The sequence below is a fragment of the Halobacteriovorax sp. YZS-3-1 genome (assembly GCF_047084945.1).
In the GTDB taxonomy this organism is placed as follows: Bacteria; Bdellovibrionota; Bacteriovoracia; order Bacteriovoracales; family Bacteriovoracaceae; genus Halobacteriovorax_A; species Halobacteriovorax_A vibrionivorans.
On sequence record NZ_JBKIYI010000002.1, the window covers coordinates 317,738 to 339,711 of the forward strand.

General features: G+C 36.9%; 22 protein-coding genes. 10 read left to right on the forward strand and 12 right to left on the reverse strand.

Going from position 1 to position 21,974, the window contains the following annotated elements; genetic code table 11:
- Positions 1-148: 148 nt before the first annotated feature.
- Positions 149-1,633, reverse strand: coding sequence for a methionine--tRNA ligase (gene metG / locus ACMAZI_RS11485; protein WP_120404209.1), 1,485 nt, complete (start codon positions 1,631-1,633; stop codon positions 149-151).
- Between the two features lie 3 nt (positions 1,634-1,636).
- The gene (gene leuS / locus ACMAZI_RS11490) at positions 1,637-4,045 is read right to left on the reverse strand and encodes a leucine--tRNA ligase (protein ID WP_115361695.1); all 2,409 of its coding nucleotides are present in this window, start codon (positions 4,043-4,045) and stop codon (positions 1,637-1,639) included.
- 200 nt (positions 4,046-4,245) lie between these two features.
- On the opposite strand from leuS, the gene ACMAZI_RS11495 reads away from it, so the two are divergent.
- Genes ACMAZI_RS11495 through ACMAZI_RS11505 form a run of 3 tightly spaced genes read left to right on the forward strand, consistent with a single transcriptional unit; the run spans position 4,246 to position 5,716 of the window.
- On the forward strand, positions 4,246-4,749 hold the full coding sequence (locus ACMAZI_RS11495) for a c-type cytochrome (RefSeq protein ID WP_115361693.1): 504 nt from the start codon (positions 4,246-4,248) through the stop codon (positions 4,747-4,749).
- A 52-nt stretch (positions 4,750-4,801) separates the two neighbouring features.
- Positions 4,802-5,194 carry a cell envelope biogenesis protein OmpA gene (locus ACMAZI_RS11500; protein ID WP_115361691.1) on the forward strand — a complete coding sequence of 131 codons (393 nt, stop codon included), beginning with the start codon at positions 4,802-4,804 and terminating at the stop codon, positions 5,192-5,194.
- The gene (locus ACMAZI_RS11505) at positions 5,195-5,716 is read left to right on the forward strand and encodes a gamma carbonic anhydrase family protein (protein WP_115361689.1); all 522 of its coding nucleotides are present in this window, start codon (positions 5,195-5,197) and stop codon (positions 5,714-5,716) included.
- Here the strand turns inward: ACMAZI_RS11505 and ACMAZI_RS11510 are convergent.
- From ACMAZI_RS11510 to ACMAZI_RS11530, 5 genes are read right to left on the reverse strand one after another with little or no spacing between them, the layout of a single operon-like run.
- Positions 5,709-6,119 carry a response regulator gene (locus ACMAZI_RS11510; protein ID WP_115361688.1) on the reverse strand — a complete coding sequence of 137 codons (411 nt, stop codon included), beginning with the start codon at positions 6,117-6,119 and terminating at the stop codon, positions 5,709-5,711. The two genes, ACMAZI_RS11505 and ACMAZI_RS11510, sit on opposite strands and share 8 nt — an antisense overlap.
- On the reverse strand, positions 6,119-7,591 hold the full coding sequence (locus tag ACMAZI_RS11515; protein ID WP_115361686.1) for a hybrid sensor histidine kinase/response regulator: 1,473 nt from the start codon (positions 7,589-7,591) through the stop codon (positions 6,119-6,121). The genes ACMAZI_RS11510 and ACMAZI_RS11515 overlap by 1 nt, the downstream gene beginning before the upstream one ends.
- Position 7,592: 1 nt before the next feature.
- Positions 7,593-8,054 (reverse strand): hypothetical protein, encoded by a 462-nt coding sequence (locus ACMAZI_RS11520; protein ID WP_115361683.1) that lies wholly within the window; start codon positions 8,052-8,054, stop codon positions 7,593-7,595.
- A gap of 4 nt (positions 8,055-8,058) precedes the next feature.
- Positions 8,059-8,814 (reverse strand): hypothetical protein, encoded by a 756-nt coding sequence (locus ACMAZI_RS11525; RefSeq protein WP_334678854.1) that lies wholly within the window; start codon positions 8,812-8,814, stop codon positions 8,059-8,061.
- Positions 8,815-8,821: 7 nt separating this feature from the next.
- Positions 8,822-10,546 (reverse strand): SpoIIE family protein phosphatase, encoded by a 1,725-nt coding sequence (locus ACMAZI_RS11530; RefSeq protein ID WP_412474121.1) that lies wholly within the window; start codon positions 10,544-10,546, stop codon positions 8,822-8,824.
- A 70-nt stretch (positions 10,547-10,616) separates the two neighbouring features.
- Between ACMAZI_RS11530 and ACMAZI_RS11535 the strand changes: the two genes are divergently transcribed.
- Together ACMAZI_RS11535 and ACMAZI_RS11540 are read left to right on the forward strand one after the other, a co-directional pair.
- Positions 10,617-13,526 carry a FecR domain-containing protein gene (locus ACMAZI_RS11535; protein WP_412474122.1) on the forward strand — a complete coding sequence of 970 codons (2,910 nt, stop codon included), beginning with the start codon at positions 10,617-10,619 and terminating at the stop codon, positions 13,524-13,526.
- A gap of 209 nt (positions 13,527-13,735) precedes the next feature.
- On the forward strand, positions 13,736-16,012 hold the full coding sequence (locus tag ACMAZI_RS11540) for an RCC1 domain-containing protein (RefSeq protein ID WP_115361674.1): 2,277 nt from the start codon (positions 13,736-13,738) through the stop codon (positions 16,010-16,012).
- Here ACMAZI_RS11540 and ACMAZI_RS11545 read toward each other — a convergent pair.
- Genes ACMAZI_RS11545 through ACMAZI_RS11560 form a run of 4 tightly spaced genes read right to left on the reverse strand, consistent with a single transcriptional unit; the run spans position 15,980 to position 18,113 of the window.
- Positions 15,980-17,068, reverse strand: coding sequence for a hypothetical protein (locus tag ACMAZI_RS11545; RefSeq protein ID WP_334678858.1), 1,089 nt, complete (start codon positions 17,066-17,068; stop codon positions 15,980-15,982). The two genes, ACMAZI_RS11540 and ACMAZI_RS11545, sit on opposite strands and share 33 nt — an antisense overlap.
- A 51-nt stretch (positions 17,069-17,119) precedes the next feature.
- Complete coding sequence (locus tag ACMAZI_RS11550; protein ID WP_115361670.1) at positions 17,120-17,536, reverse strand: DUF1499 domain-containing protein; 417 nt, start codon at positions 17,534-17,536, stop codon at positions 17,120-17,122.
- Positions 17,536-17,850: a DUF2288 domain-containing protein gene (locus tag ACMAZI_RS11555; RefSeq protein WP_115361668.1), complete on the reverse strand. Its 315-nt coding sequence runs from the start codon at positions 17,848-17,850 to the stop codon at positions 17,536-17,538. The genes ACMAZI_RS11550 and ACMAZI_RS11555 overlap by 1 nt, the downstream gene beginning before the upstream one ends.
- The gene (locus tag ACMAZI_RS11560) at positions 17,847-18,113 is read right to left on the reverse strand and encodes a hypothetical protein (protein WP_115361666.1); all 267 of its coding nucleotides are present in this window, start codon (positions 18,111-18,113) and stop codon (positions 17,847-17,849) included. Before ACMAZI_RS11560 ends, ACMAZI_RS11555 begins: the two co-directional genes overlap by 4 nt.
- Positions 18,114-18,182: 69 nt before the next feature.
- On the opposite strand from ACMAZI_RS11560, the gene ACMAZI_RS11565 reads away from it, so the two are divergent.
- From ACMAZI_RS11565 to ACMAZI_RS11585, 5 genes are all read left to right on the forward strand, one after another.
- Complete coding sequence (locus tag ACMAZI_RS11565) at positions 18,183-18,725, forward strand: RNA polymerase sigma factor (RefSeq protein WP_115361664.1); 543 nt, start codon at positions 18,183-18,185, stop codon at positions 18,723-18,725.
- 13 nt (positions 18,726-18,738) lie between these two features.
- Positions 18,739-19,362, forward strand: a complete 624-nt coding sequence (locus ACMAZI_RS11570; protein ID WP_412474124.1) for an NrsF family protein — start codon at positions 18,739-18,741, stop codon at positions 19,360-19,362.
- Between the two features lie 67 nt (positions 19,363-19,429).
- Positions 19,430-19,723, forward strand: coding sequence for a hypothetical protein (locus ACMAZI_RS11575; RefSeq protein WP_115361659.1), 294 nt, complete (start codon positions 19,430-19,432; stop codon positions 19,721-19,723).
- A gap of 14 nt (positions 19,724-19,737) precedes the next feature.
- Positions 19,738-20,550 (forward strand): DUF692 domain-containing protein, encoded by an 813-nt coding sequence (locus ACMAZI_RS11580; RefSeq protein WP_412474125.1) that lies wholly within the window; start codon positions 19,738-19,740, stop codon positions 20,548-20,550.
- Positions 20,537-21,292: a putative DNA-binding domain-containing protein gene (locus ACMAZI_RS11585; RefSeq protein ID WP_412474126.1), complete on the forward strand. Its 756-nt coding sequence runs from the start codon at positions 20,537-20,539 to the stop codon at positions 21,290-21,292. Before ACMAZI_RS11580 ends, ACMAZI_RS11585 begins: the two co-directional genes overlap by 14 nt.
- Here ACMAZI_RS11585 and ACMAZI_RS11590 read toward each other — a convergent pair.
- On the reverse strand, positions 21,242-21,931 hold the full coding sequence (locus tag ACMAZI_RS11590) for an RluA family pseudouridine synthase (protein WP_158536862.1): 690 nt from the start codon (positions 21,929-21,931) through the stop codon (positions 21,242-21,244). The two genes, ACMAZI_RS11585 and ACMAZI_RS11590, sit on opposite strands and share 51 nt — an antisense overlap.
- Positions 21,932-21,974: the final 43 nt, after the last annotated feature.

The window sequence follows — 21,974 nt, forward strand, 5'->3', positions numbered from 1 at the left end:
TGATTTTCTTTTTTCATATACTTTGACTTTCCCATTGCTCCTGAGGCAACTAAGCCTGCATAAACGCAGGCTTGTTGAAATTGTTTTCTAGCTAAAGTGTAGGGGAGCTATAACAGCGTCAAATCTTAGCTTCGCTAAGATGCCGCTGTTATTTAAGTTCTACTTTTGGAAATAAAGCTTCCGGTGGCTGAGGCGTATAAGTTGCGGCCCCAAATTCCATAAGTTCAGTTCCAAGAGCACTTGAACCAATATATTCAAGAGCTGTTTTCGTACACTCTGGAAGGAAGGCCTGAAGCATATATGATGCTGCTGCCATACCGTAGAAACAGTTATAAGCGATTGGAGCAAATGCCGCTTCATCTTTCTTATGCTTCCAAGGCTCTTTATCATTTACGTATTGATTAAGGCTAACGATAAGGTCCCAAATCGCATCAATGGCCTTGTTGTGCTCACGCTTATCCATGAACTCCTTAGCACGCTCAAAATATGGAAGAGCATCGATTTCTTGGGCCACACCTTCTGGCGTGTAGACTTTATCAGGAAAGCTCTTTAGACCTAGTTTGATAACTCTCATTAAAAGATTTCCATAGTCATTTGCAAGCTCAGTATTGTGCTTATCAACTAATTCTTGTTCAGAGAATTTTCCATCACCAGATGATGAAATATTTTTTAGCATATAATAGCGGAAAGTATCCGTTGGATATTTTTCAAGCATCTCAAATGGATCAACAACATTTCCAAGAGACTTACTCATTTTCTTTCCATCTTCAGCAAGTACCATTCCGTGAACATATACTTGTTTTGGAAGAGGAAGGTCTGCGGCTTTTAGCATACATGGCCAAATTACTGAATGGAACCAAAGGATATCTTTACCAATAACGTGCATATCTGCTGGCCAGAACTTTTCTTTTTGATCTGAATCAAGAGCAGAGTAGTAATTGATAAGAGCATCAAACCAAGTATACATAACAAAGTTATCATTACCCGGAACCTTTACACCCCATCCTTGGCTTGGACGTGAAATAGCAAGGTCTCTTAGATCGTCATTTTCAAGGCGAGAAAGAATTTCTTTATAGCGTGCACCTGGAACAATAAAATCAGGGTTCGCTTTTAGGTGATCGATAATCCATTTTTGGTATTCACTCAGTTTAAAGAAGAAGCCTTCTTCTTCTTTGAGTTCAAGTGGCTTGTGGTGCTCAGGGCAGTTTCCATCAGGTGCTTGTGCTTCAGTGTAAAAAGACTCACAAGAAAGACAGTAATTACCAGAGTAGTGCCCGTGGTAAATTAATCCCTTCTCTTCAAGTTTCTTCCAAAGTTCAACACATGAATCTTCATGACGCTTCTCAGTTGTTCTGATGAAGTCGTCATGACTAATATTTGCTCTTGTACAAAGGTCTTTAAAAACTTCGACATTCTTATTAACGAATTCAAGTGTATCAAGACCTGCATCCTTGGCCGACTCAATAAGCTTTTGTCCGTTTTCATCTGTTCCAGTTAGGAAGTAAACATCTTTTCCAAGGAGTCTATTCCAACGTGCGTATGAGTCAGTTACAATCTTCTCATAAGCATGTCCGATATGAGGACGCCCATTTGGGTAGTCGATAGCTGTTGTTGCATAGAATGTATTTTTCATAGTTTATCCTTTAACTACAATGTTACAAATTCTTCCCGGAACGTAGATCTCTTTAACAATTGTTCCCGTGATAAACTTTGCTACTTTCTCATCGGCCTTGGCCTGTGCAAGAAAGTCTTCTTTTGAGATATCAGCAGGTACATCAATTGTAGATCTCGTTTTACCATTTACTTGGATGGCCATTGTGATTAGGTCATCTTTAGCAAGCTCAGGATCAAAGGCCGGCCACGGAGCAAGTGAACAAGAAGTTGTTTCACCTAAATTTGCCCACATCTCTTCAGCAGCGTGTGGAGCAAATGGAGAAAGAAGTCTTGTAAATGCTTTGGCCGTCTCAACTGAAACCTGACCAAGTTTAATAACTTCGTTATTCATTACCATCATTGCTGAGATCGCTGTGTTAAAGCGAAGGTTTTCTACATCTTCAGTAACTTTTTTAATTGTCTTGTGTAGGTGCTTTAGAACATCTTGATTCTTCTCTTCACCTTCGTAAGTATTTTCTGGGTTTCCATAGAAAGTGAATGATTTTCTAAGGAAGTTAAATACTCCTTTTACACCTTTTGTTTGCCACGGCTTAACTTTTTCAAGTGGCCCCATGAACATTTCATAAAGTCTAAGAGCATCTGCACCGTATTCTTTGATGATATCATCTGGGTTTACAGTATTTCCTTTTGACTTACTCATCTTCTCACCATGCTCATCTAGGATAAGACCTTGGTTGAAAAGTTTCTGGAATGGCTCTTTTGTGGAAACAAGTCCAAGATCAAATAGAACCTTGTGCCAGAAGCGAGCGTAGAGTAGGTGAAGAACAGCGTGCTCAACTCCACCAACATACAGATCGACTGGCATCCAGTATTCTTCTAATTGCTTATCCCATGCAACTTCAGAGTTCTTTGGATCAATGAAGCGTAGGTAGTACCAACAAGAGCCTGCCCACTGAGGCATTGTATTTGTTTCACGTCTTGCTTTCTTGCCTGTCTTTGGATCAGTTAAGTATAACCAATCATCAATGCGAGCTAGTGGTGACTCACCAGTTCCCGATGGTTCATACTTTTCAACTTCAGGAAGACCAACTGGAAGCTCATCTTCATCAAGACATCTTACAGTTCCATCTTCAAATTTTAAAATTGGGAATGGTTCTCCCCAGTATCTTTGACGAGAAAATAACCAGTCACGAAGCTTGTAGTTAATTTCTTTCTTTCCGATATTTTTTTCTTCAAGGTGAGCGATAACTTTTGAAATCGCATCTTCTTTATTTAGCCCATCTAGGAAGTCTGAATTAATATGGGTACCATCTCCAGTGAAGGCCGCTTCATTAACGTCTCCACCTTCAAGGACTGGAAGGATTTCAAGGTCGTATTTCTTAGCAAATTCCCAGTCTCTTTCGTCATGAGCTGGAACTGCCATGATCGCTCCTGTTCCGTACGAGATTAGGACATAATCAGCAATCCAAATTGGAATCTCTTTTCCATTAAGAGGGTTGATTGCATAAGCGCCAGTGAAAACACCGGACTTATTCTTATTTAGATCCGTTCGATCAAGATCAGACTTAAGGGCCGCTTCTTTGATATAGGCTTCAATATCTGCTTTTTGATCTTCAGTGGTAATTTTTGCAACTAGGTCGTGTTCAGGAGCTAGGACCATGTACGTTGCACCAAAAAGAGTATCTGGACGAGTTGTGAAAACATCAATTTTCGAATCTGCACCTTTTACTTCAAAAGAAACCTGTGCACCTTCAGAGCGACCAATCCAATTTCTTTGTAACTCTTTTAGAGACTCTGGCCAATCAAGATCATCAAGATCTTCGAGAAGACGGTCTGCGTATTCAGTGATCTTTAACATCCACTGCTTCATTGGTTTTCTAACAACTGGGTGACCACCAACTTCAGATTTTCCATCGATTACTTCTTCGTTAGCTAGAACTGTCTTAAGTTCAGGACACCAGTTAACAGAGATCTCATCTTCAAAAGCTAGGCCTTTATTATAAAGTTGAGTAAAGATCCATTGAGTCCACTTATAGTAATCAATACTTGAAGTTGCGATCTCACGATCCCAATCATATGAGAATCCACAAGCCTTTAGTTGTCTTGTGAAGTTTCCAATATTTTCTTTTGTAATTACATTTGGGTGAGTTCCCGTTTTGATGGCGTAGTTCTCAGCAGGAAGTCCAAATGAATCCCAACCCATTGGGTGAAGAACATTGTGCCCATTCATTCTTTTAAAACGAGCTAAGATATCTGTTGCTGTGTATCCTTCAACGTGACCAACGTGAAGTCCTGCACCTGATGGATAAGGAAACATATCCAATACATAGTATTTAGGTTTCGTTTTGTCTGTTGAGTCGGTTCTAAAAGTTTTGTTGTCTTCCCAAAACTTTTGCCATTTTGGTTCAATCTCACCAAAGTTGTACTGCATTAAAAGCTCCTGAATTTACTTAAGTTTTTGTGGCCGAATTATAAACCCTATAATGTAGAACGTCCATGTATTAGCCGTGCGTTATTGATGACGCACAAGGTAGTAAGATTTGAGCTTGATACCTTTACGATTGCCAAAATCAGTCAGGACAATTATACTTAAGCCATTAAAAGTAGATTAATTTTTGGAATGGAGAAACGATGTATCGTTTAGTGCTATTTTCCCTCACTTTAGTAGGGCTAGTTCTTGTTATGAACTTATCAAGTTACCAGAGCGTTGAAGTCAACAATGAGAAATATAATTTTGAAGCAGCTGAAAAAGCTCATATTGCTCACTTAAAAGAAGTTGAAGAACTTGCAAAAATACACGCTGAAGTTACAGCTCCACCAGTTATCACTGATGAAGTAATCGAAGAAAAGACAATTATCCCTTTAGATACTCCACAACTTGAAAGAGCAGATAAGCTTTATAAGCAATGTATTGCATGTCACGCTAAAGATGGTTCAGGAAAAGCCGCTAATAAGGCACCTCGTATTGGTGGACAAATGGAATGGTATATTGAGAAGCAACTTCTTGATATGAAAAACGGAGTACGTGTTAACCAGCAAATGTTAACTATTGTTAAAAAACTTTCCCCAGAGGATATTGCTGATTTAGCAGCCTATCTTTCAAAGATTCCATGGGGTGGAGTTAAAGAAGAATAAAATTCAAATCTAAATAAGGCCGCTTTAAGCGGCTTTTTTTTTGGGAGCAATCATGAAGATATTTTCACTATCGCTTTTAATTGTCTTAGTTGCCTGCGCTTCTAAACCTAAACTCTACCCAAATAAGGCCTATCAAAAATATGGAAAGGAACAAGCTGATCGAGATATCTCTCTTTGCATGGATAAGGCCGATGAGTTTTTAGAAAGTGAGCGTGGAAGGCAGATGATTCGTGAAGGTGGAAAAGGTGCTGCATGGGGTGCTATCGTTGGTGCTGTAGCAAGTGCTGTCTTTGGTGGAAATGCTGGACGAGGAGCCGCTCAGGGCGCAGCTATTGGCGGAGCGAGTGGTGCCGCATCAGCAGGTCTAAGTGAAGATGAAGTAAAACAGCGCTTTGTTAATCGCTGTCTTGCAGAAAAAGGTTATGAAGTAATTGGGTGGAGATAGATGACGCTATATCGTTATAAAGGAATTGAACCAAGTCTTGGTGAGGGATGTTTTGTCGCCGACTCAGCAGATGTCATAGGAAAGGTCTTTCTTGGAAAGAATGTTTCTCTATGGTTTCAAGTTGTTGCTCGTGGTGATGTGAATGAAATACACATAGGTGATAATTGTAATATTCAAGATCTGACAATGCTTCATGTTGTTGAAGATATTCCGTTAATTATCAAAGAGAATGTTAGTGTGGGCCATAGTGTAACTCTGCACGCGTGTACAATTGAAGAAGGCTGTCTTATTGGAATGGGGGCCACTGTTCTTGATGGTGCTGTCATTGGAAAAAACTCTATTGTAGCAGGGGGAAGTGTTGTTCCTCCTGGAAAAGTTTATCCCCCTGAGAGCTTTATTATAGGTACTCCTGCTGTTGCCAAAAGAAAGCTCACACCAGAAGAGGTGAATACATATAGTAATCATTATAAGTCTTATCTTTTAACAAAAGATGAGTTTTTAAATGAAGTCGAGCCTATTTAATCTTTAGGAGAGAGTAGACCTTATCGATGAGATCATCTCTTGAAAATGGCTTTACTAAAACATTTGTTACACCAGAATTAATAACACTAACCATTGAGCGATTATCTAAAAATCCTGAAATAAGAAGATACTTCATTTTCTGATACTTCATTGATTTACTTGCAACATCGATAAAATAAGTTCCATCCTTATCAGGTAATTTATAATCAATAATAACAAGATCAAAATCTTCATTTCTAAGTTTTAAAAGTGCCACACTTACCGTATCAGCAGTAACAATATTTTTAAATGCACCAGTTTGTTCTAAAAATGTTTTGATAAGAAAGCAGATCTTTTCCTCATCATCAACAATGAGAACAGAAGGTTTTTTTGCTAATGGTGGACTTGCCGGAGACATTGCCATTAGTTATTCTCCTCACTCTTAATTCCAAGTAAATCTAGAATATCTTCTTTTTCAAAAGGCTTCTCAAGGAACCCTTTTATTTCCTGATAACCTGCTATCAAGTTCTTTTGAGCTACACCTGACATTATAAACACAGGTGTCTCATCTCCTTGACTAGCAAGCTCTTTTGCAAACTCAACACCATTCTTCTCAGGCATATCATAGTCTGTGATGATGGCATCTACATTTGTACCCAATAGAAGTCTTTGAGCTTCAATTGCATCGGAAGCAAAGATAAGATTTACTGGCCCATCTTTAAAATACTTTGCAAATAAGTTTAATATTTGTGGTTCATTATCAATTACTAGAACTCTTTTGAAATCTAAATTGATACTAAGTTCACTATCTGTAAATGAAGTCGTCTCCATTTTTGGAAGAGTGATTTCAAAATTACATCCGCTATCAGAATCCACAAGCTTTAAACTACCTGAATATGAATCGATAATTTTAGAAGAAATAGCAAGGCCAAGCCCTGTACCTTCTCCAACTTCTTTTGTAGTAAAGAAAGACTCAAATATTTGATCTTTATTTTCTGCATTAATTCCCGGTCCATTATCAATAACATTGATAATGTGGCAAACATCATCTTTTGTAATTGTTATTGTAATAGTAGGAGAGGCTACCTTAGCGTCTACAAGGGCGTGGATTGCATTAGTTACTAAGTTAATAATAACTTGCTCCATTTCAATTGGGTTGGCCAAAATAATTGAAGACGATTTGCAGTCAAATTCAACTTTAATTCCATCTTGTTCGAGTGGAACTTTCAAAAGGCTAAGAGATCTTTCAACTACTTTTTCAACAGAAATGAATTTCTTATTACTATCTTTATTATGTAGGAAGCTCTTTAGGCCTTTTATAATTTTTGTAATACGATCGATAGAGTCTTTAGTATCGTGAATACTTCCAGTAATTAGATCTTTTGATTCAATATTCTCATTACTAATTAGAGCATCCACTAATTCAAGGTTTCCAGATGCGATCGTAAGAGGATTTGAAATCTCATGTGAGATCGTAGCAGTAATCTCTCCGATAGTACTTAGTTTATCGGCTTGAATAATTTGGTTGTGTATCTCTTTGAGTTCTTCAATTTGATATCGATATTTTGTATAAAGATTCTTTTCAATACTAATATCATTAAAGCAGACAATCTTTTCATCATTTGCTTCAATCGCTTTAATAATAACGTGGTAAAAAGTTTGATCGTCAAGATAGATCTCTACTTCTGGACCGACTTTTACACCTTGAATATCATAGAGAAAGCTTTCAATTTCAAAACCTGTAAATAAGCTTCTAAGTTTTGGTCCTTTCTTTAAAATTCGTGGTGACTTCTTAAAGAATGAAGCAAAGTAGTGATTATAATAAACAATTTCATTGCTCTTGTTTACAACACAGATAGGTTCGAAAATTGAATCGTAGAGATTGTAGTTGCTCATATTAGCTCATCTGTTTAATGAATTGAAAGTATTGTGCTTCGATAGCATCAAACTCAAGTTCTTCTCCTGCATCATTTTTCATAACAGGTGCTTTATTATCAACAACGTCACTTGTATTAATTAGAATCATTTTTACTTCGTCAGTTGATTCTTCGTAATATGGAGCATAGAAGCTCTCAACATCAATACCAGGCTTGATAAAGCCGTGGACCATATTAATTTGTTCGATGACACTTTGTGGACAATGAGAGTAGGTGATCTTGCCAGATAATTCACCTAGCATATTGATCCATTCTCTAATTCCACATGAGTTTATCATTTCAACATTGTTAAAGTTGATATGTAACTTTTTATCTTTCAAATCGAGAATAGGCTTTAGATCAGCATCCTCGTCAATTCTTCCTGTTAGGTTAACAATGGTTGTGTCATTTTCTGTTTTGACTTCAACACTTAAGTTACTCATAGTTTTATTCCTTTAAATTATATAAGTTTATTGAAGGTATTCTTTTACTAATATCTTTGTATCTTTTGTTCTTCTCAATATAGACATAGAAGTCTGTTGATTCAGGATTTTGAACAACTTGCAAGCGATCACAATTTTGCAAGATGAAGTATAGTCCTAGTCCTGCTCCACGGCCCTCTTGCCTTGGTTTCTTCTCTTTAGCTGCTCGGTAAAGGGATGAAACAATTGAGGATTTCTTCACTTTAGTATAACTCTTGTAGTGGATAATAATCTTGCAATCATCTTGAGAAACGCGTATTTCTCCCTTTTTTTGGGTACTTGTCCTATGAAATATATCATTTGTGTAGAACTCGTTGGTAACTAGATTTAGTTTACTTGAGATACTCTCGTGATAACCATCGAAGTCAATATCTTGAAGAAGCTGTTGAAGGCTTTTATCAAACCCATCTTCACTTTCAATAATTACTTTATTTTGCACCTTGGGAGCGATACGACTTTCGAGATTATTTTTTCGTTCATCATTTATAAAGTCCACGACAGATTTAATTTCATCTTTTAGGCTAGGGGAGTTTGCAATAATATGGTTTGCACCATTATCAACTAGATATTTTAAGTTAATAAGAGTGTCATAGCGGCTGATAAAAATATCACTGGCCTTTTGAAGCTCATCTCCAATTGCAATATTTTGATTTGGAGAATGGAGATTGAGATTTTCAATTTCTTCAAATTCTGAATGTTGGATATTTAACTTTATTCCCATAATTACATCACTTTACTTCAAGACAAATTAGCGTTAGATCATCATCAAATGAGTCAGACCCTCTGTGGTCGTATACAATAGAAACTATTGTATCACGAATTTCTTTACTTGTGTTCTGCCCATAGGTCATAAGGATCTTAAGAAGTTTTCTAAGTCCCCATTGTTTACCCTCACTATTTTCAGCTTCAGTAATTCCATCCGTCATATAAACAAGAAGCTCACCGGCCTCTAGTTTGATCGTTTCATAAGAGTATGAAGAGTCGTTACTTTCACCAAGTCGAGGTCCTTTAGCATCAATTAGTGGAATAATATCTGCTTTAGTGATCTCATTCTTCTTTGGAACTTTTAATACTTCCAAGTGACTGGCGTTTGTATATGAATACTCTCTTGTCTTGGTGTTGTAGACCGAAACAAATGCTGTAAGAAGAATTTTATTATTTGAAAGATCGATGACCTTATTTAAGTACTGGGTGATTTCAGCTGGAGAAATAAGAGATGTCTCTTCTTCTAGTCTTATTTTAATACTATTAAAAGCCGAATTAATGGCCGATGTTAGAAGCGCTGCTGGTAGGCCATGTCCTGTAGCATCTGCAATAATTGTTATGATAAAGTCACCAAATTCATGATGTCCCCACCAATCACCACCACATTCACTTGCTGGTGCTGCATAAGAGCTTATACGGACAGCGTTGGTTTCAATGTCCTTAGGTGGAAAGAACTCTTCTTGGACAAGTTTTGCAACTTTTACTTCCTCGTCTAAACGGGCCTTCTCCTTCATCTTTTCAATATAGTCTAAAATATCGCGAGACATCTGGTTGAATGAATCACCGAGAGTTCCTAGTTCATCTTTTGTTTTAATTTCTACTGTTGACTCAAAGTCTCCTTGTCCAATACTTAGTGCACGTCTGTAAAGTTTTTCAATAGGCTTTGAAATTGTTCTCGATAATAAGACGATAATAATTGTAGAAAGTGCGATAATGAAAATGGCAAAATATAAAGCTCTTTGAGTTAAAAACTTTGTTACTGAAAGAGCATCTGATTCAGAGATAGTGGAAACAACAGAAAGCTCAAAGGCCTTTGTTTGTGCTGTTGATATAAGGTAGTCATCATTGTTGAATCGAACCTTTTTAACAATATTATTTCCTTTGAATTCATTCTTATCATACTCACTTAGCCCAATAAGATCATTTCCTAGGACTAGCTTTCCATTTTGAAAGACGAGAGTATTATAGGTGCGATTTTGTGAGAGTAGGTTATTTAAAATATTGGCCTTAATAACTATGGAAGCAAGATTGTCTTTAAACTTTTTAGTGAGAATAACAAATTTTTCATCTTCAAAAGTAAATGATGCAATTGAATCATTCCTTTGATTCTTTGGTATGGCCAATTTGAATTGGTTCTCATCTTTATCAAAGTCGCGATTAATGATGAATTCGCCTTTTTCAAGGTAGGCCAGAATATACTTTGTTTCACTAATTGCTTTTGATTTAAGCTTTTTGTTTTTAATAAGTGATAAGTTTTGAAGATCAGAAGTAATTCGATTAAGAGTATAATTGAATTCTTTTGCTACACTCGTAACGTTAAAGAGCGAGTTCTCGTAGAGATATGCTTTCTTATCTTTTTCAAATAAGTGCGTCGCATACTTTGTCAGAAAAGCAATAACAACAATCAGCAATGCAGTATTTAAAGTAATCAGTTTAAACTTGATCGGAAAGATCGGTTTCTTGCCCATTATTTACCTACGTAGAAGTCTCTTAAATATTTAGATACAATGATATTAACGATTTGCGTCATGCGCAAGAATGAGAAAAGAGTACCAGTATGGAAAGAGGATAGTGGGACGAGTTAATTCACTATTAGATACATTCGTTATCTTAGTATGTATTTGTGTTGCCGCCTTTGCTGGCAATCAAGTTTTTAATACTTCATATTATCCACCGATAATTGGTGGAGAGCGCATTACTTTAGGCCAAGTCTTTGAACTTCGAAATGATGTCCGTCGCAGAAGTTTCGATAATTTCTCATGGCATGATCTTGGAAGTAATGAAGCCTTATATCATAATGACCGAATCTTTACGGACAAGGACTCCACAGCTGAGCTTGAATTTAGTTCTGGAAATCGACTGAAAGTTTCTGAAGAAAGTCTTTTTAAAATTACACAAGATACTGATGGAATTAATCTTAATATTGAGCAAGGTGTAGTCTTTGCTACATTAAGTAATTCTAGTGAAGCGTTTGTTGTAAAAGTGGGTGATCAGATTTATGAAATCAAGTCAGATAGTTCAAAGATTAAGATTTCAACAGATGGTAAGAATAAAGAACTTTCAGTATTAGAAGGACAGGCCAAGGTCCGCCTTGGAAATCGTGAGGAAACAATTGAAAAAGGTGTTCGTGTACTTTTAACGAATGACTCTTATACGGTAAAGAAAAGTTGGCCAAGCGAGTTTGCTCCTACTGATGGTAAGCTTTTCTACCTTGTTGAAAATAATCAAGTGAAATTCAATTTCAATGAAGATGTAGAAAAACTACATCTTTCAAAAACTAAGTCTGCATTTGAAAATGGGGAAGTCTTTGATGTAACAAATAATCAAATCGCAATAAAGGACTTAGGGCAGGGGATTTATTACTGGCAGGTTTCCAATGATAAAGAGGTTTCGACAGAGAAGTCATTTGAAATAATATTTGAAGAGATTCCAACATTTGAGAACTTAGAAAATGAATCAAGATTACTTGTTGGGCAAGAAAAGACAATTTATACACAGTCTTTTGATTCAATCGATTTTTTCATTAATGATGAAATTATTGAAGATGTCGATTATGATGATGGCGTTTTAAAAGTTAATTTCGATGAAGTTGGCTCTTATAAATTAAGCTATCGTAATAAGTCCATTGAACACCCATTTGCTTTAAAATCAAAAAGTCATTTAATTGAAGTTATTAAGGCACCTGAGAAGATTGTTCTTAAAAGACCGTTTAATGGTGAAGAATATTATTTCTACCAGAAAGATCTCGTTGAGTTTAATTGGGAAACAGCAGATCTTCCTGAGGGACTTGAGACTTATCTCGTTTTAAATGGAAAGAGACACCTAGTGGCCGGTCAGTCTTATAAGATTCCTATTGAAGAAAGTGGCGATTATGAATGGTCCCTAGAGTATTACTTTAATGGCGAAAAAGTATCAGCATCTGATGAGAATGAGTTTAGTGTAACATTTGATAATGATAACTCCGCTCTTGAAAATGGACGAAAGGTAGTCGTTAAAAAGCCAGGAGATATGATTGACTTAACTTGGGCAAATAAAGCTGCTCCAGGAGAGCGCTCTTTTCAGGTAGAGATTTCAAAAGATCGTAGCTTTAAAAATATTGTTCAAGAGATTGAAACAACTGAGGCCAATACAAAATTACTTATTAAAGAGCTTGGTGTTCATTATTGGCGAGTGAAAAATGAGTCTGGAAAATTTGTTCCTCCAGTAAAGATTATAATTGTTCCTCCACCGCCACCGCCAGCACCGAAGATTAAAAAGATAGAAAAGCGTGTTGAGATGAATCAGTTAGGGCCATTTGTTGGAAGAGTTTTGAATTGGTTTATTCCTGTTGCTCATGCAAAAGACGATATTGTACTTAAGTGGGAAGCTGTTAATGATGTAAAAGAATATCGTGTACAAATCCTTGATGGAGATGACATTGTCGTCGATGAGAAGGTGAAAATAAATCGCTATGAATGGAAGGATTATTCAGTTGGACATTTTCAATGGCGTGTATCTGCTATTGATTATTGGAACCAAGAGAGTGAATTCTCGTCTAAAGAAGACTTAATTGTTACAAAGAAGTTTGGTGGTGCTCAAGGCATTAATTTATTATCACCTAGACATGGTAAGAGATTTAAGAAAGACGATGTCATTGAACTTCAATTTGAACAAGTAAGAGGTGATAGGTTCTATATCGAATTCTCTAAAGATCGCTTTTTTAGAAATATTAAAGAAGTTAGTTTGGGGAAGGCGACGTCTTATCGATTTAAAAATCAGCTTGAAGAAAGCTTTTACTGGAGAGTTAAAGCAATAGAAAAAGGTGATGTCATTTACTCAAAGAAACGTCGAATCGATATTAAAAAAGAGATTAAAGAAAATAGAATCTCTAAATCAAAGCCTAAGCTAGAAAAGAGTGAAAGAGATACCCATTGGTTTTTAGGGTTTAGTCCCGAATTATTAACTTACGATATTATTAGTAATTCAAAGAAACTAGAAGTCGATGACATGAATCTAATTTCTATCATTGGTGGTTATAAAACAAAGATTAAGGACTATGATGCTAAGTTTTCTCTCAAGCATTCAAGTGGAGTTGTTTTTGAAGATCTAGCTTTTAATCGTACACGTCTAGGGGCACAAGTATTAAGCCCTTTAAACTCTGTCGCTGGGCTTAAGTATGGAGTCGTCACTCAAGTTGAATATCGAAATGAACTAAGTGTTCTAAGCGACAATTCTATTGAATCAAATGCAGAGTTTTACCTTAACCTCGCTCCATCTCTTAATTACAAAATAGGTAAGGTTTCAGCTGAGCTAAATTACTTTATTCTAAATTATTCTGGCCTAAACTTTGAAGTTTCTTACGAAATAAGTGATATGTATCAGGCATCTTTTAGCTATGAAGACTTTAGCAATAGCGACATCGAATCCAATCAGCAAAGTATGGCCTTTAATCTTCAATACAACTTCTAGGAAATGTAATTTATTGAATGGCCATAATACTGGTCAGTTTATAAGGGCATAAATCTTCATATTTACACCTAAGTAGTTGAAATCTTGAAATTCTTAGGCCATTTCAGAACCTCACCGAACAGCCACTTATAATAAGACCAAGTTAAACTTAACTAGTGAGGGCTATTTTGAGGGGTAATAAGAAAAGGCCACATTCACATTTATATTTGTTGAAGACGTTGGTCTTTATACTTGGGATTTCATTTATCACATCTTCTTGTGTACCAGAAAGTCTTGATGACTTAGTTGATGTACCAGGGGCAGATCTACCAACATTACCAAACCTAGATGTTGCCTGCTATCAGGATATTTATGCACCTAAAGAAGAGGATATAACGAGAAATATTGATATTCTTATCATTCCAGATACATCTGGTTCTATTATCGAAGAAAGGGCCGACATTGCTGAGGGATTCGATGCCTTCTTAGATGTAATACCTGCTGCTGCGGATATTAATATTGCAGTTATGCTAGGACACGGTTCAACCTCATCTCATTTTGGAAAACTTTATACAAAAGGTACTGAGCCAACGATTCTATCTAATCGTTCTTTAACAATTGAAGAGATCAAGACTCATTTAAAAACAAAGATGCAAAATCCAGCTGGAGATTATGCAACCGATGGTGGTGAAGCTGGTTTAGCTTCTCTTAATCGTGCTCTTGATGCCGACTATTTTGCAGCAATTCAGGAACAAGGATTCTTTAGGCCAGATGCCGCACTTGTTATTGCCTTTGTTGCTGATGAACAAGATATTTGTGCAATTTATCCAGATGGTGTAACTCCTGTCGCTGACCCACAAGGGGGAGAGGATCGTTCACGTTTAGTTGAATGTTTTGATGGTGAAACTCAAGTTGTAACGCCAAAGAGTGTTTATGATAAATTAAGTGCTCTTTATAATGACCGCCCACTTGTTACTGGTGGAGTAATTTATAATAACGCTTCAACAATGCCATTTGGTGGAGAAAACGAAATTGGTTATGGTTATAAAGAGTTTGTTGAATTCGGTGGTGGCTTCACTGTTGATATGGCAACAGGTGATTATGGTGATGGACTATCAAAGTTAGGTACACTTGCCATGACTCGTATTGATCCTATTAATGACTTTAATTTAAAAGTATCAAATATTGATACTAATACAATTCGTACATTTGTTGATGGTGGAGAGGTTCAGTATTCATATGATGCAGAAACTAATATTGTCTCTTTAAATGATGAGAGAGGACCTTTTTCTACAGCGGCAGTACAATATTGTGAAAAGCCTCTTGTAACAAAACAAGTAATTCAAATCGTTGCTGGTGGTAACCACTCTTGTGCATTATTAGCTTCTGGTGAAGTTAAATGCTGGGGAGATAATACTTATGGCCAATTAGGGCAAGGTAATACAGAAAGAATTGGTGATGATGAATCAATTGATTCGATTGCTCCAATTGATTTAAGTGGAGAAAAAGCTCTTCAGGTCATTGCTGGTAACCTTCACACTTGTGTCTTAACAGAGTCAAATAAAGTTAAGTGTTTTGGAGATAGTGCCTATGGGCAGCTAGGGATGAGCTCTACTGAAAAGTTAGGCGATGATGAGCCTCTATCTTCTTATGGTTATACTGATATTGGTGGAATTGTTAGAAAGCTATATGGTGGAACTTATCATAATTGTGCTCTTCTAACGACTGGTGACGTTCGTTGTTGGGGAATGAATACATTTGGCCAACTTGGCACAGGTGACACTGAAGCGATCGGAGATGATGAACCTGTATCTACAGGTAGTCTAGTCGACTTAGGTGGTAAGGCCATTCAAATGGATATTTCATCGATGAGTTTCCATGCATGTGCAATTCTATCTGGTGGAACATTAAAATGTTGGGGACGTAATTCTCACGGACAACTTGGTCTTGGCCATTTAAATAATGTCTTAACGCCAGTTGAGCCAACATATACTCCAAAAGGAGTTATCGCTGTAACAACGGGAGGGATTCACTCTTGTGCTCTACAGTCTGATTCAACAGTATTTTGTTTTGGTAATAATAACTTTGGACAACTTGGTTCAAATCCTGGTGAGTCAATTGGTGACGATGAGACAACAGAGTCTCATTCAGCTCTTGATTTAGGTTTTGAAGCCGCCTCAGTTGTTGCTTCAAATACATCAACATGTGCTATCTCTAAAGCTGGAGAAGCTAAGTGTTGGGGTAGTGGTGCAATGGGGAAACTTGGACAACAAGACACTTCTAATATTGTAGATGGACTTGCCCAATTGCCGGCCATTGATCTAGGACTAAGTGTTTCTCAAGTATCTGGTGGTTTCCATCATCACTGTTTCTTATCAACAGATGAAGGTCTTGTGAAATGTATTGGTTATGGGGCCCATGGTCAGCTAGGTAATGCTAATACTGATGATATTGGGGATAATGAGTCTCCAGCTTCAATTAGCTTTCTTAGTCTCTTTGATATTTAATCCAATCATTAAGATTAAAAGTAATAAGGCACCGAGGATCGTTTGATTCTTCGGTGTCATGTCTTCTCTTACGGCACACCCTGGCTCAATTCCTGAAGAAAGTGTTTCTAAACTTGTTGCTCCGTGAGTAATGATTGTAGGACTTGGTGAATAAGAGCCACCGACTCCCGTTATTGTTCCATCGAGATCATCGAGTCGAATAATTCCATCTCCACCATCTCCACCTGCTCCGGCAAGGGCACCTCCTGCGGCACCACCTGTTCCACCATTGGCAAGTAGGGCAGAGTTTAGTTCAATATTTAAAGATGATTGTAAGAAGATGACTCCACCTGCTCCCGCACCTGAGCCACCAGATTGGCCGTTTGCTGAACTTGTTCCTGGTTGACCATTTCCACCTCTTACATCAATTTGTGCATTGATATAAATATCACCGCCGGCGGCAAGATGAAGTGCACCACCTCCTGCACCACCCGGTGTTCCACCTGGTTCAGTAAAAGTACCACTACTTTCACAACCATCTCCACCGTTTCCTCCACCGGAGCCACCTCGAATCTGTGTCTCAAGTGAAAGGGCCGAGTCATAAGTTGTGGTTGTTGATCCAGGGGCACTCATTGTATCAAGCCCATCTGTTGGCCCTGATGCCTGACCTACGCCACCATTTCCACCGAGGTTAACGTGTGAGCCTCCGGCACCACCACTTCCTCCGATATCAGCAAAACTAAAACCACCACATACCGCATTTGTAGCATCGCCACCTTCAGCTCCAGCAACAACTCCGCCACCAGCGGCTGCACCACCAGCTGTACCTAAGAGAGTTATTGTATGATCAATGGTCGCATCACCTTGAACCTTAATAATTAGTGGGTTTCCATCAGAGACTGTAATAGCTCCAGTTGTTACTAGAGAGGTACAATTGAATGCTGTTCCCGATACAGTTGATGTAACACTAATTGCACCACCAAGGGAGCAAGCTCCATCAGAACCATCACCAATATCAATTGCGGCGTAAGTACTTGATGAAATTAGTAAGAATATAGGTAGAATAAATCTCTTCACTGAAGAAATTTTAACATATCTTAAGGATTGCTTTAACTGGGAAGGATTGTGTTAGTAATTACCCTGATAGAAGTTAAAACGGATATTTTCTACTTGTTTACGGCCTTGGTCGTAAGAGAAGAAGCTCTGTTTTTTCACTTGAGAGCGAACTTCGATGCGCTTCTTTGCTCCATTGGCGATAAATTCAAGATGAACATTATCATTAGTAACTTTTAGGTATTCACTATTTCTTTCAATTTTAAAATCACCGATCTTACGGATAACTTTTTCAATAATATCCATATTTTCTTTAGCGCTGGCCCCTATCATTTTGAACGGCATAATATAATTTGGAGACGAGTCTTTTTCTAAAGAAGAGAGGCAATTTTCAATGGCCGGACAAGTGAAGTTGTCGATACTTGATGACTCTTGAATAATGAATTCTTTTGCACATGAAACTAATAGCAATAAAGTCATCAAGTATTTCATTAGACCAGTCCTTCTTTTTTTATCTTAACTAGAACATATGGTTGAACAATTAAATATTTAAACTCTGTATTATTCTTTTCCCAAAGTTCAATTTGCTCGTCAGTTGGACGATACATTTGGCCATCTGCTAACCACTTTTTAATATACTCAACTTGATCAGATGCCATTGTGTATCCGACAGCTGGTAGTTCAAGTTCATCATTAATCATAAAGAGGGCCTCTCTTTCATGGTGAGGTTTTAAGATGTCCCATCTTGCGTCATCAATTTCACTTGTCAGTCTTTCTAATAAGTTTTGATTATTCTCATCGCTCATAATGATCTCATTGAATCCTTATCTTCTTTTATTATTGCTAGTAACTTTTCTTCAGTATCAATATAATTAGAAGTATGCACTTTCTTAGCAGCATCGATTAACTCATCTGAAATATCTTCTTGGTCGAGTTCCTTCTTAATTAAAGTAAAATATTCGCGCTCATTCTGATTCTTTCTTTCTTCTTTCTTACGATAGTAAGGTGTAAGTATGAATAAGAAGGCCAAAATGGCGATCATTGACCAAACAATATGATATATCTTCAACTTTTCTCCTCTAGTGTTTTGATACAAAGTAGATGTACGCCCTTAAATATACTATGTTAGAATTGCCTTGTGAATGATTTAAAAAAACTCATTATATTGTCACAAAATGGTGATCAGGAGGCTTACCGCATCTTTCTTGAGGCCATTTCACATATTGTGAAAAAGATCGTCTCAGTGAAAGTTTTTAACGAGTCTCATCGAGATGATATATGCCAAGAAATATTAATGAGTATTCATCATTCACTACCGACGTACTCACCTGAACGACCGGTAACGCCATGGGTAAATTGTATCATTGAACGAAGAATTATTGACTACATCCGTAAGTACTCAAAATTAAAAGAAAGAGAAGAAGAGTTTCAGGAAGATGTCACAAATCCTCAAGATCTTACGAATACAGGAATAGATAGTATTGAAAAATTGATTATTAACGAACAATTATCAGTACTCATAAACAAGTATTTAACTGAGGAGTTGAAACGGCCATTGCTCATGGCAAAAATTGAGGGCCATCAAACAAAAGAGGTGGCCGAAACTTTAGGGATCACTGAGTCAGCTGCTAGAACGAGAATATCTCGCGCTATGGCAAAACTTAAGAAAGTCGTAAAGTAGAAGTGGGAATATTATGAATGATAATAAATTAATAAATACATTAGTTGATGACTTGAAGCCAATTAAACCACTACCGGCTCCATGGATTCGCACTCTTGTTTGGATGGGATCACAAATTATTATTAGTGTCGTAGCAATTTATCTAAGTTCTCCAATTCAGCTAAAGTACATTTCAAATATACAATTTCTTTTGCAGGTCATCGTTGCCAATATTGCTCTACTTGTAGGGGGCTATCTCGTTTTTGCTAATTCGATACCTGGGCTATTAAGTGAAAAGAAGAACCTTATTTCATTTATCCCGTTCTTACTTTTATTTTTATTACTGGGGATAAATTACTTTTTTCCAACAAACTTTCCAGTAGAGGAACATCATCGTCCACATTGTTTACTGGAGCTTAGTATTTTAATGGTAATAGGCTTTGCGCAGAATTATTATATGCTTAAGAAAGGCTTTATTGCTTTTGAGCGCTCAATGCTAACACTGAGCTTTCTAACAAGTGCTATGATTCCAATTATCATACTTTATTTTGCATGCTCATTTTCAACTGAACATCTCTTAGTATCACATTATCTACCGGTTGCAGTGATAACAGGAGTTGGAGTTTTATTTTTAAAATTTAAGAATAAAAAAATGTAACAAAACAATAAATAATTTCGAACAAGGAATAGAGAATATAATTTTATATTCTAATAAGGAGAAAAAAATGAATTCAAAAAAATCACTACTAATGGGTGCTGCTGTTGCTGGTCTTATGATTTCTTGTACTGGAACAGAAAAGAAGATGCCTGAGGTATCTGCTAACGAAGTAATGTGTTACGGGGTTAACTCTTGTAAGGGCCAAGGGGCTTGTCACGGAAAAGTTGATGCATGTAATGGGAAGAATGGATGCCAAGCTGAGACTAAGTGTGGTGGTCAAAACTCTTGTAAAGGTAAAGGTTTAATTAAACTGACTAAAGAAGAGTGTGAAGCTAAAGGTGGAAAAGTAGCTCAAAGATAAGCTAAGGTTATATTATGCATAAATATGGTGTCGGTCTTAGACATACTCATTTTCCATTCTTAGAAAAAGAAGAGAACTTGAACCACTCCGAAGTAGAGTGGTTCGAGGCTTTATTGGAAAATTATATGGAAACAAAAGGTCGCCCATATAAGATGCTTGAAAAAGTGAGAGCGGATTATCCCATTGCATTTCATGGGGTCTCTCTTTCAATTGCCGCAGATGAAGACCTGAACCTTGATTATATGAAAAAGGCCAAAGAGCTCTATGACCAATTTGAGCCCTTTGTCATAAGTGATCATATGTGCTGGACTGGGCATGCTCATTCAAATCTTCATAACTTACTACCGTTTTCATATACTCAAGATAATCTCGATCGCATTGCTGATAAGGTCATGAAGGCCCAGGACTTCTATGGAAGAGAGATGACTTTTGAGAATCTCTCGGCGTATTTTACTCTTAAAAATTCAACGATGACTGAAGCCGAGTTTTTAAATAATCTTGCTAATAAGACAGGTTGTAAAATACTCTTAGACTTCAATAACGTTTACGTGAATGCCATTAACCAAAAGTTTGAAGCGCAAGATTTTTTCGAAACGATTGATTCGAAGAATGTTTCCCAAATTCATCTGGCCGGCTTTTCTGATTTAGGCACTCATCTCTTTGATACTCACTCTCATCCAGTACATCAAGATGTATGGAAATTATTTAAAAAGTATTGTCATAAATTTAATGTACCAATCCTTTTAGAGTGGGATGAAGATATCCCTGATTTTCCAACTCTTGAAAAAGAGCTTTTAAAGTCAAAGGAGATTTATGAACAACAGTAAATTTCAAAATGACTTTTTAAAAGGTGTTATTACAAAGGATATTTCAAAAGATATTCTCGAAGAGATGATACCAATAGGAGAGTTATCGAGTTCTCAAGTGATGGAAGTCTATCAAAATGATTATCGTGCTCGCTTACAGGAAGTCCTAGGTGATAATTACGAAGCTTGTTGGTTTGTTTTAGGTGACGAAGACTTTCTAAGTTATTCATATGAATACGTGGAGGCAAATCCTTCAAGTTTTACCAATCTCCTTCATTATGGGGATGACTTTCCTGAATTTCTCGCAAAGAAGGCCAATGATGTTAGTTTTATAAAGGATCTCGCTGAATTTGAACGTGGCTTTTGGCATCTCTTTCATCAAAAAGATTGCTTACTAAGTTTTGATCCTCAAAAATATGGAGAGGCCATCTTTGAACAAAGGTTAAAGCTAGTTCCTAATTCATATTTCTTATTTGAAAGTGATGTTGAACTTTCACAGCTTTGGCAAATGCGAAAAGGTGACGTTGATAAATCATTCAATGAAATTCAAAATAAAGAATACACTCTTCTCTATAAGAATCATGAGCGTGTCCAAATTCAAATTTTATCAGAAGGACTTTACTTATTACTTAGAAACCTTGAAAAGTCTCAAACAATATTAGAGGCAGTTGAAGGTATTGAAGAAGAGAAGTTAAGTGATCCAGCGATATGGTCAATTTTCTTTGGCTTCATTTCCTATATTAGTAAGATCGAATTGAAATAAATCATTAGCAATATGTATACAATCCTCAGTTACTGGAGATGAGATTATGACTTCTTCTTTTGTGAAGGGATGGATAAATCTAAGCTGATAAGAATGGAGAAAGATTCGATAGAATTTATAATCCTTTCTAAAGATATTATTAATCGAAGAATGTCCGTATTTCGTATCACCTACAAGATTGTGCATTCTTCTTGAAAAGTGTTTTCGAATCTGATGCTGGCGACCTGTGAATATCTCAATATCAACTAAGCTATACTCATCATTTGATGTAAGAGTTTTAAATGAAGTCTTGGCCTCTTGTAGTCCCTTGTCTGTTTTAATGGGGAAGTCATAGACACCTTCAGTCTCAGTAACTCCCTTTACCATTGCAATATAGTGTTTTGAAACATTCTCACTATTCCATTGTTCTTTCATCAGCCGAGTCGCTTCCTTACTCTTTGCAAAGAGAACGACTCCAGATACTGGCTTGTCGAGTCTGTGAATTGGAAAGAGGTAGAGATCGGTCTGCTTCTTGAGTGATCTAAGAAGGCTGCGACGATCCTGGCTTCTCGCCTTAAAAGGATGTACTAGCAGATCACTTGGTTTCGTGGCCGCAATATAGTGCTCATCTTCAAATAGAACTTGGATTTTCTTTTTCACCAAATGTTTATACCAGACTTTAACTAGCTAAGTATACGGATTT

What these genes read in the sequence shown, in the direction of transcription:
- ACMAZI_RS11535 (WP_412474122.1), top strand. Translation starts at nt 10,617, where the DNA reads ATGAGAAAAGAGTACCAGTATGGAAAGAGGATAGTGGGACGAGTTAAT.
- ACMAZI_RS11550 (WP_115361670.1), bottom strand. Translation starts at nt 17,536, where the DNA reads ATGAAATACTTGATGACTTTATTGCTATTAGTTTCATGTGCAAAAGAA.
- ACMAZI_RS11520 (WP_115361683.1), bottom strand. Translation starts at nt 8,054, where the DNA reads ATGAGTAACTTAAGTGTTGAAGTCAAAACAGAAAATGACACAACCATT.
- ACMAZI_RS11575 (WP_115361659.1), top strand. Translation starts at nt 19,430, where the DNA reads ATGAATTCAAAAAAATCACTACTAATGGGTGCTGCTGTTGCTGGTCTT.
- ACMAZI_RS11530 (WP_412474121.1), bottom strand. Translation starts at nt 10,546, where the DNA reads ATGGGCAAGAAACCGATCTTTCCGATCAAGTTTAAACTGATTACTTTA.
- ACMAZI_RS11580 (WP_412474125.1), top strand. Translation starts at nt 19,738, where the DNA reads ATGCATAAATATGGTGTCGGTCTTAGACATACTCATTTTCCATTCTTA.
- ACMAZI_RS11495 (WP_115361693.1), top strand. Translation starts at nt 4,246, where the DNA reads ATGTATCGTTTAGTGCTATTTTCCCTCACTTTAGTAGGGCTAGTTCTT.
- ACMAZI_RS11500 (WP_115361691.1), top strand. Translation starts at nt 4,802, where the DNA reads ATGAAGATATTTTCACTATCGCTTTTAATTGTCTTAGTTGCCTGCGCT.
- ACMAZI_RS11510 (WP_115361688.1), bottom strand. Translation starts at nt 6,119, where the DNA reads ATGGCAATGTCTCCGGCAAGTCCACCATTAGCAAAAAAACCTTCTGTT.
- ACMAZI_RS11570 (WP_412474124.1), top strand. Translation starts at nt 18,739, where the DNA reads ATGAATGATAATAAATTAATAAATACATTAGTTGATGACTTGAAGCCA.
- ACMAZI_RS11555 (WP_115361668.1), bottom strand. Translation starts at nt 17,850, where the DNA reads ATGAGCGATGAGAATAATCAAAACTTATTAGAAAGACTGACAAGTGAA.
- ACMAZI_RS11525 (WP_334678854.1), bottom strand. Translation starts at nt 8,814, where the DNA reads ATGGGAATAAAGTTAAATATCCAACATTCAGAATTTGAAGAAATTGAA.
- ACMAZI_RS11505 (WP_115361689.1), top strand. Translation starts at nt 5,195, where the DNA reads ATGACGCTATATCGTTATAAAGGAATTGAACCAAGTCTTGGTGAGGGA.
- ACMAZI_RS11515 (WP_115361686.1), bottom strand. Translation starts at nt 7,591, where the DNA reads ATGAGCAACTACAATCTCTACGATTCAATTTTCGAACCTATCTGTGTT.
- ACMAZI_RS11585 (WP_412474126.1), top strand. Translation starts at nt 20,537, where the DNA reads ATGAACAACAGTAAATTTCAAAATGACTTTTTAAAAGGTGTTATTACA.
- leuS (WP_115361695.1), bottom strand. Translation starts at nt 4,045, where the DNA reads ATGCAGTACAACTTTGGTGAGATTGAACCAAAATGGCAAAAGTTTTGG.
- metG (WP_120404209.1), bottom strand. Translation starts at nt 1,633, where the DNA reads ATGAAAAATACATTCTATGCAACAACAGCTATCGACTACCCAAATGGG.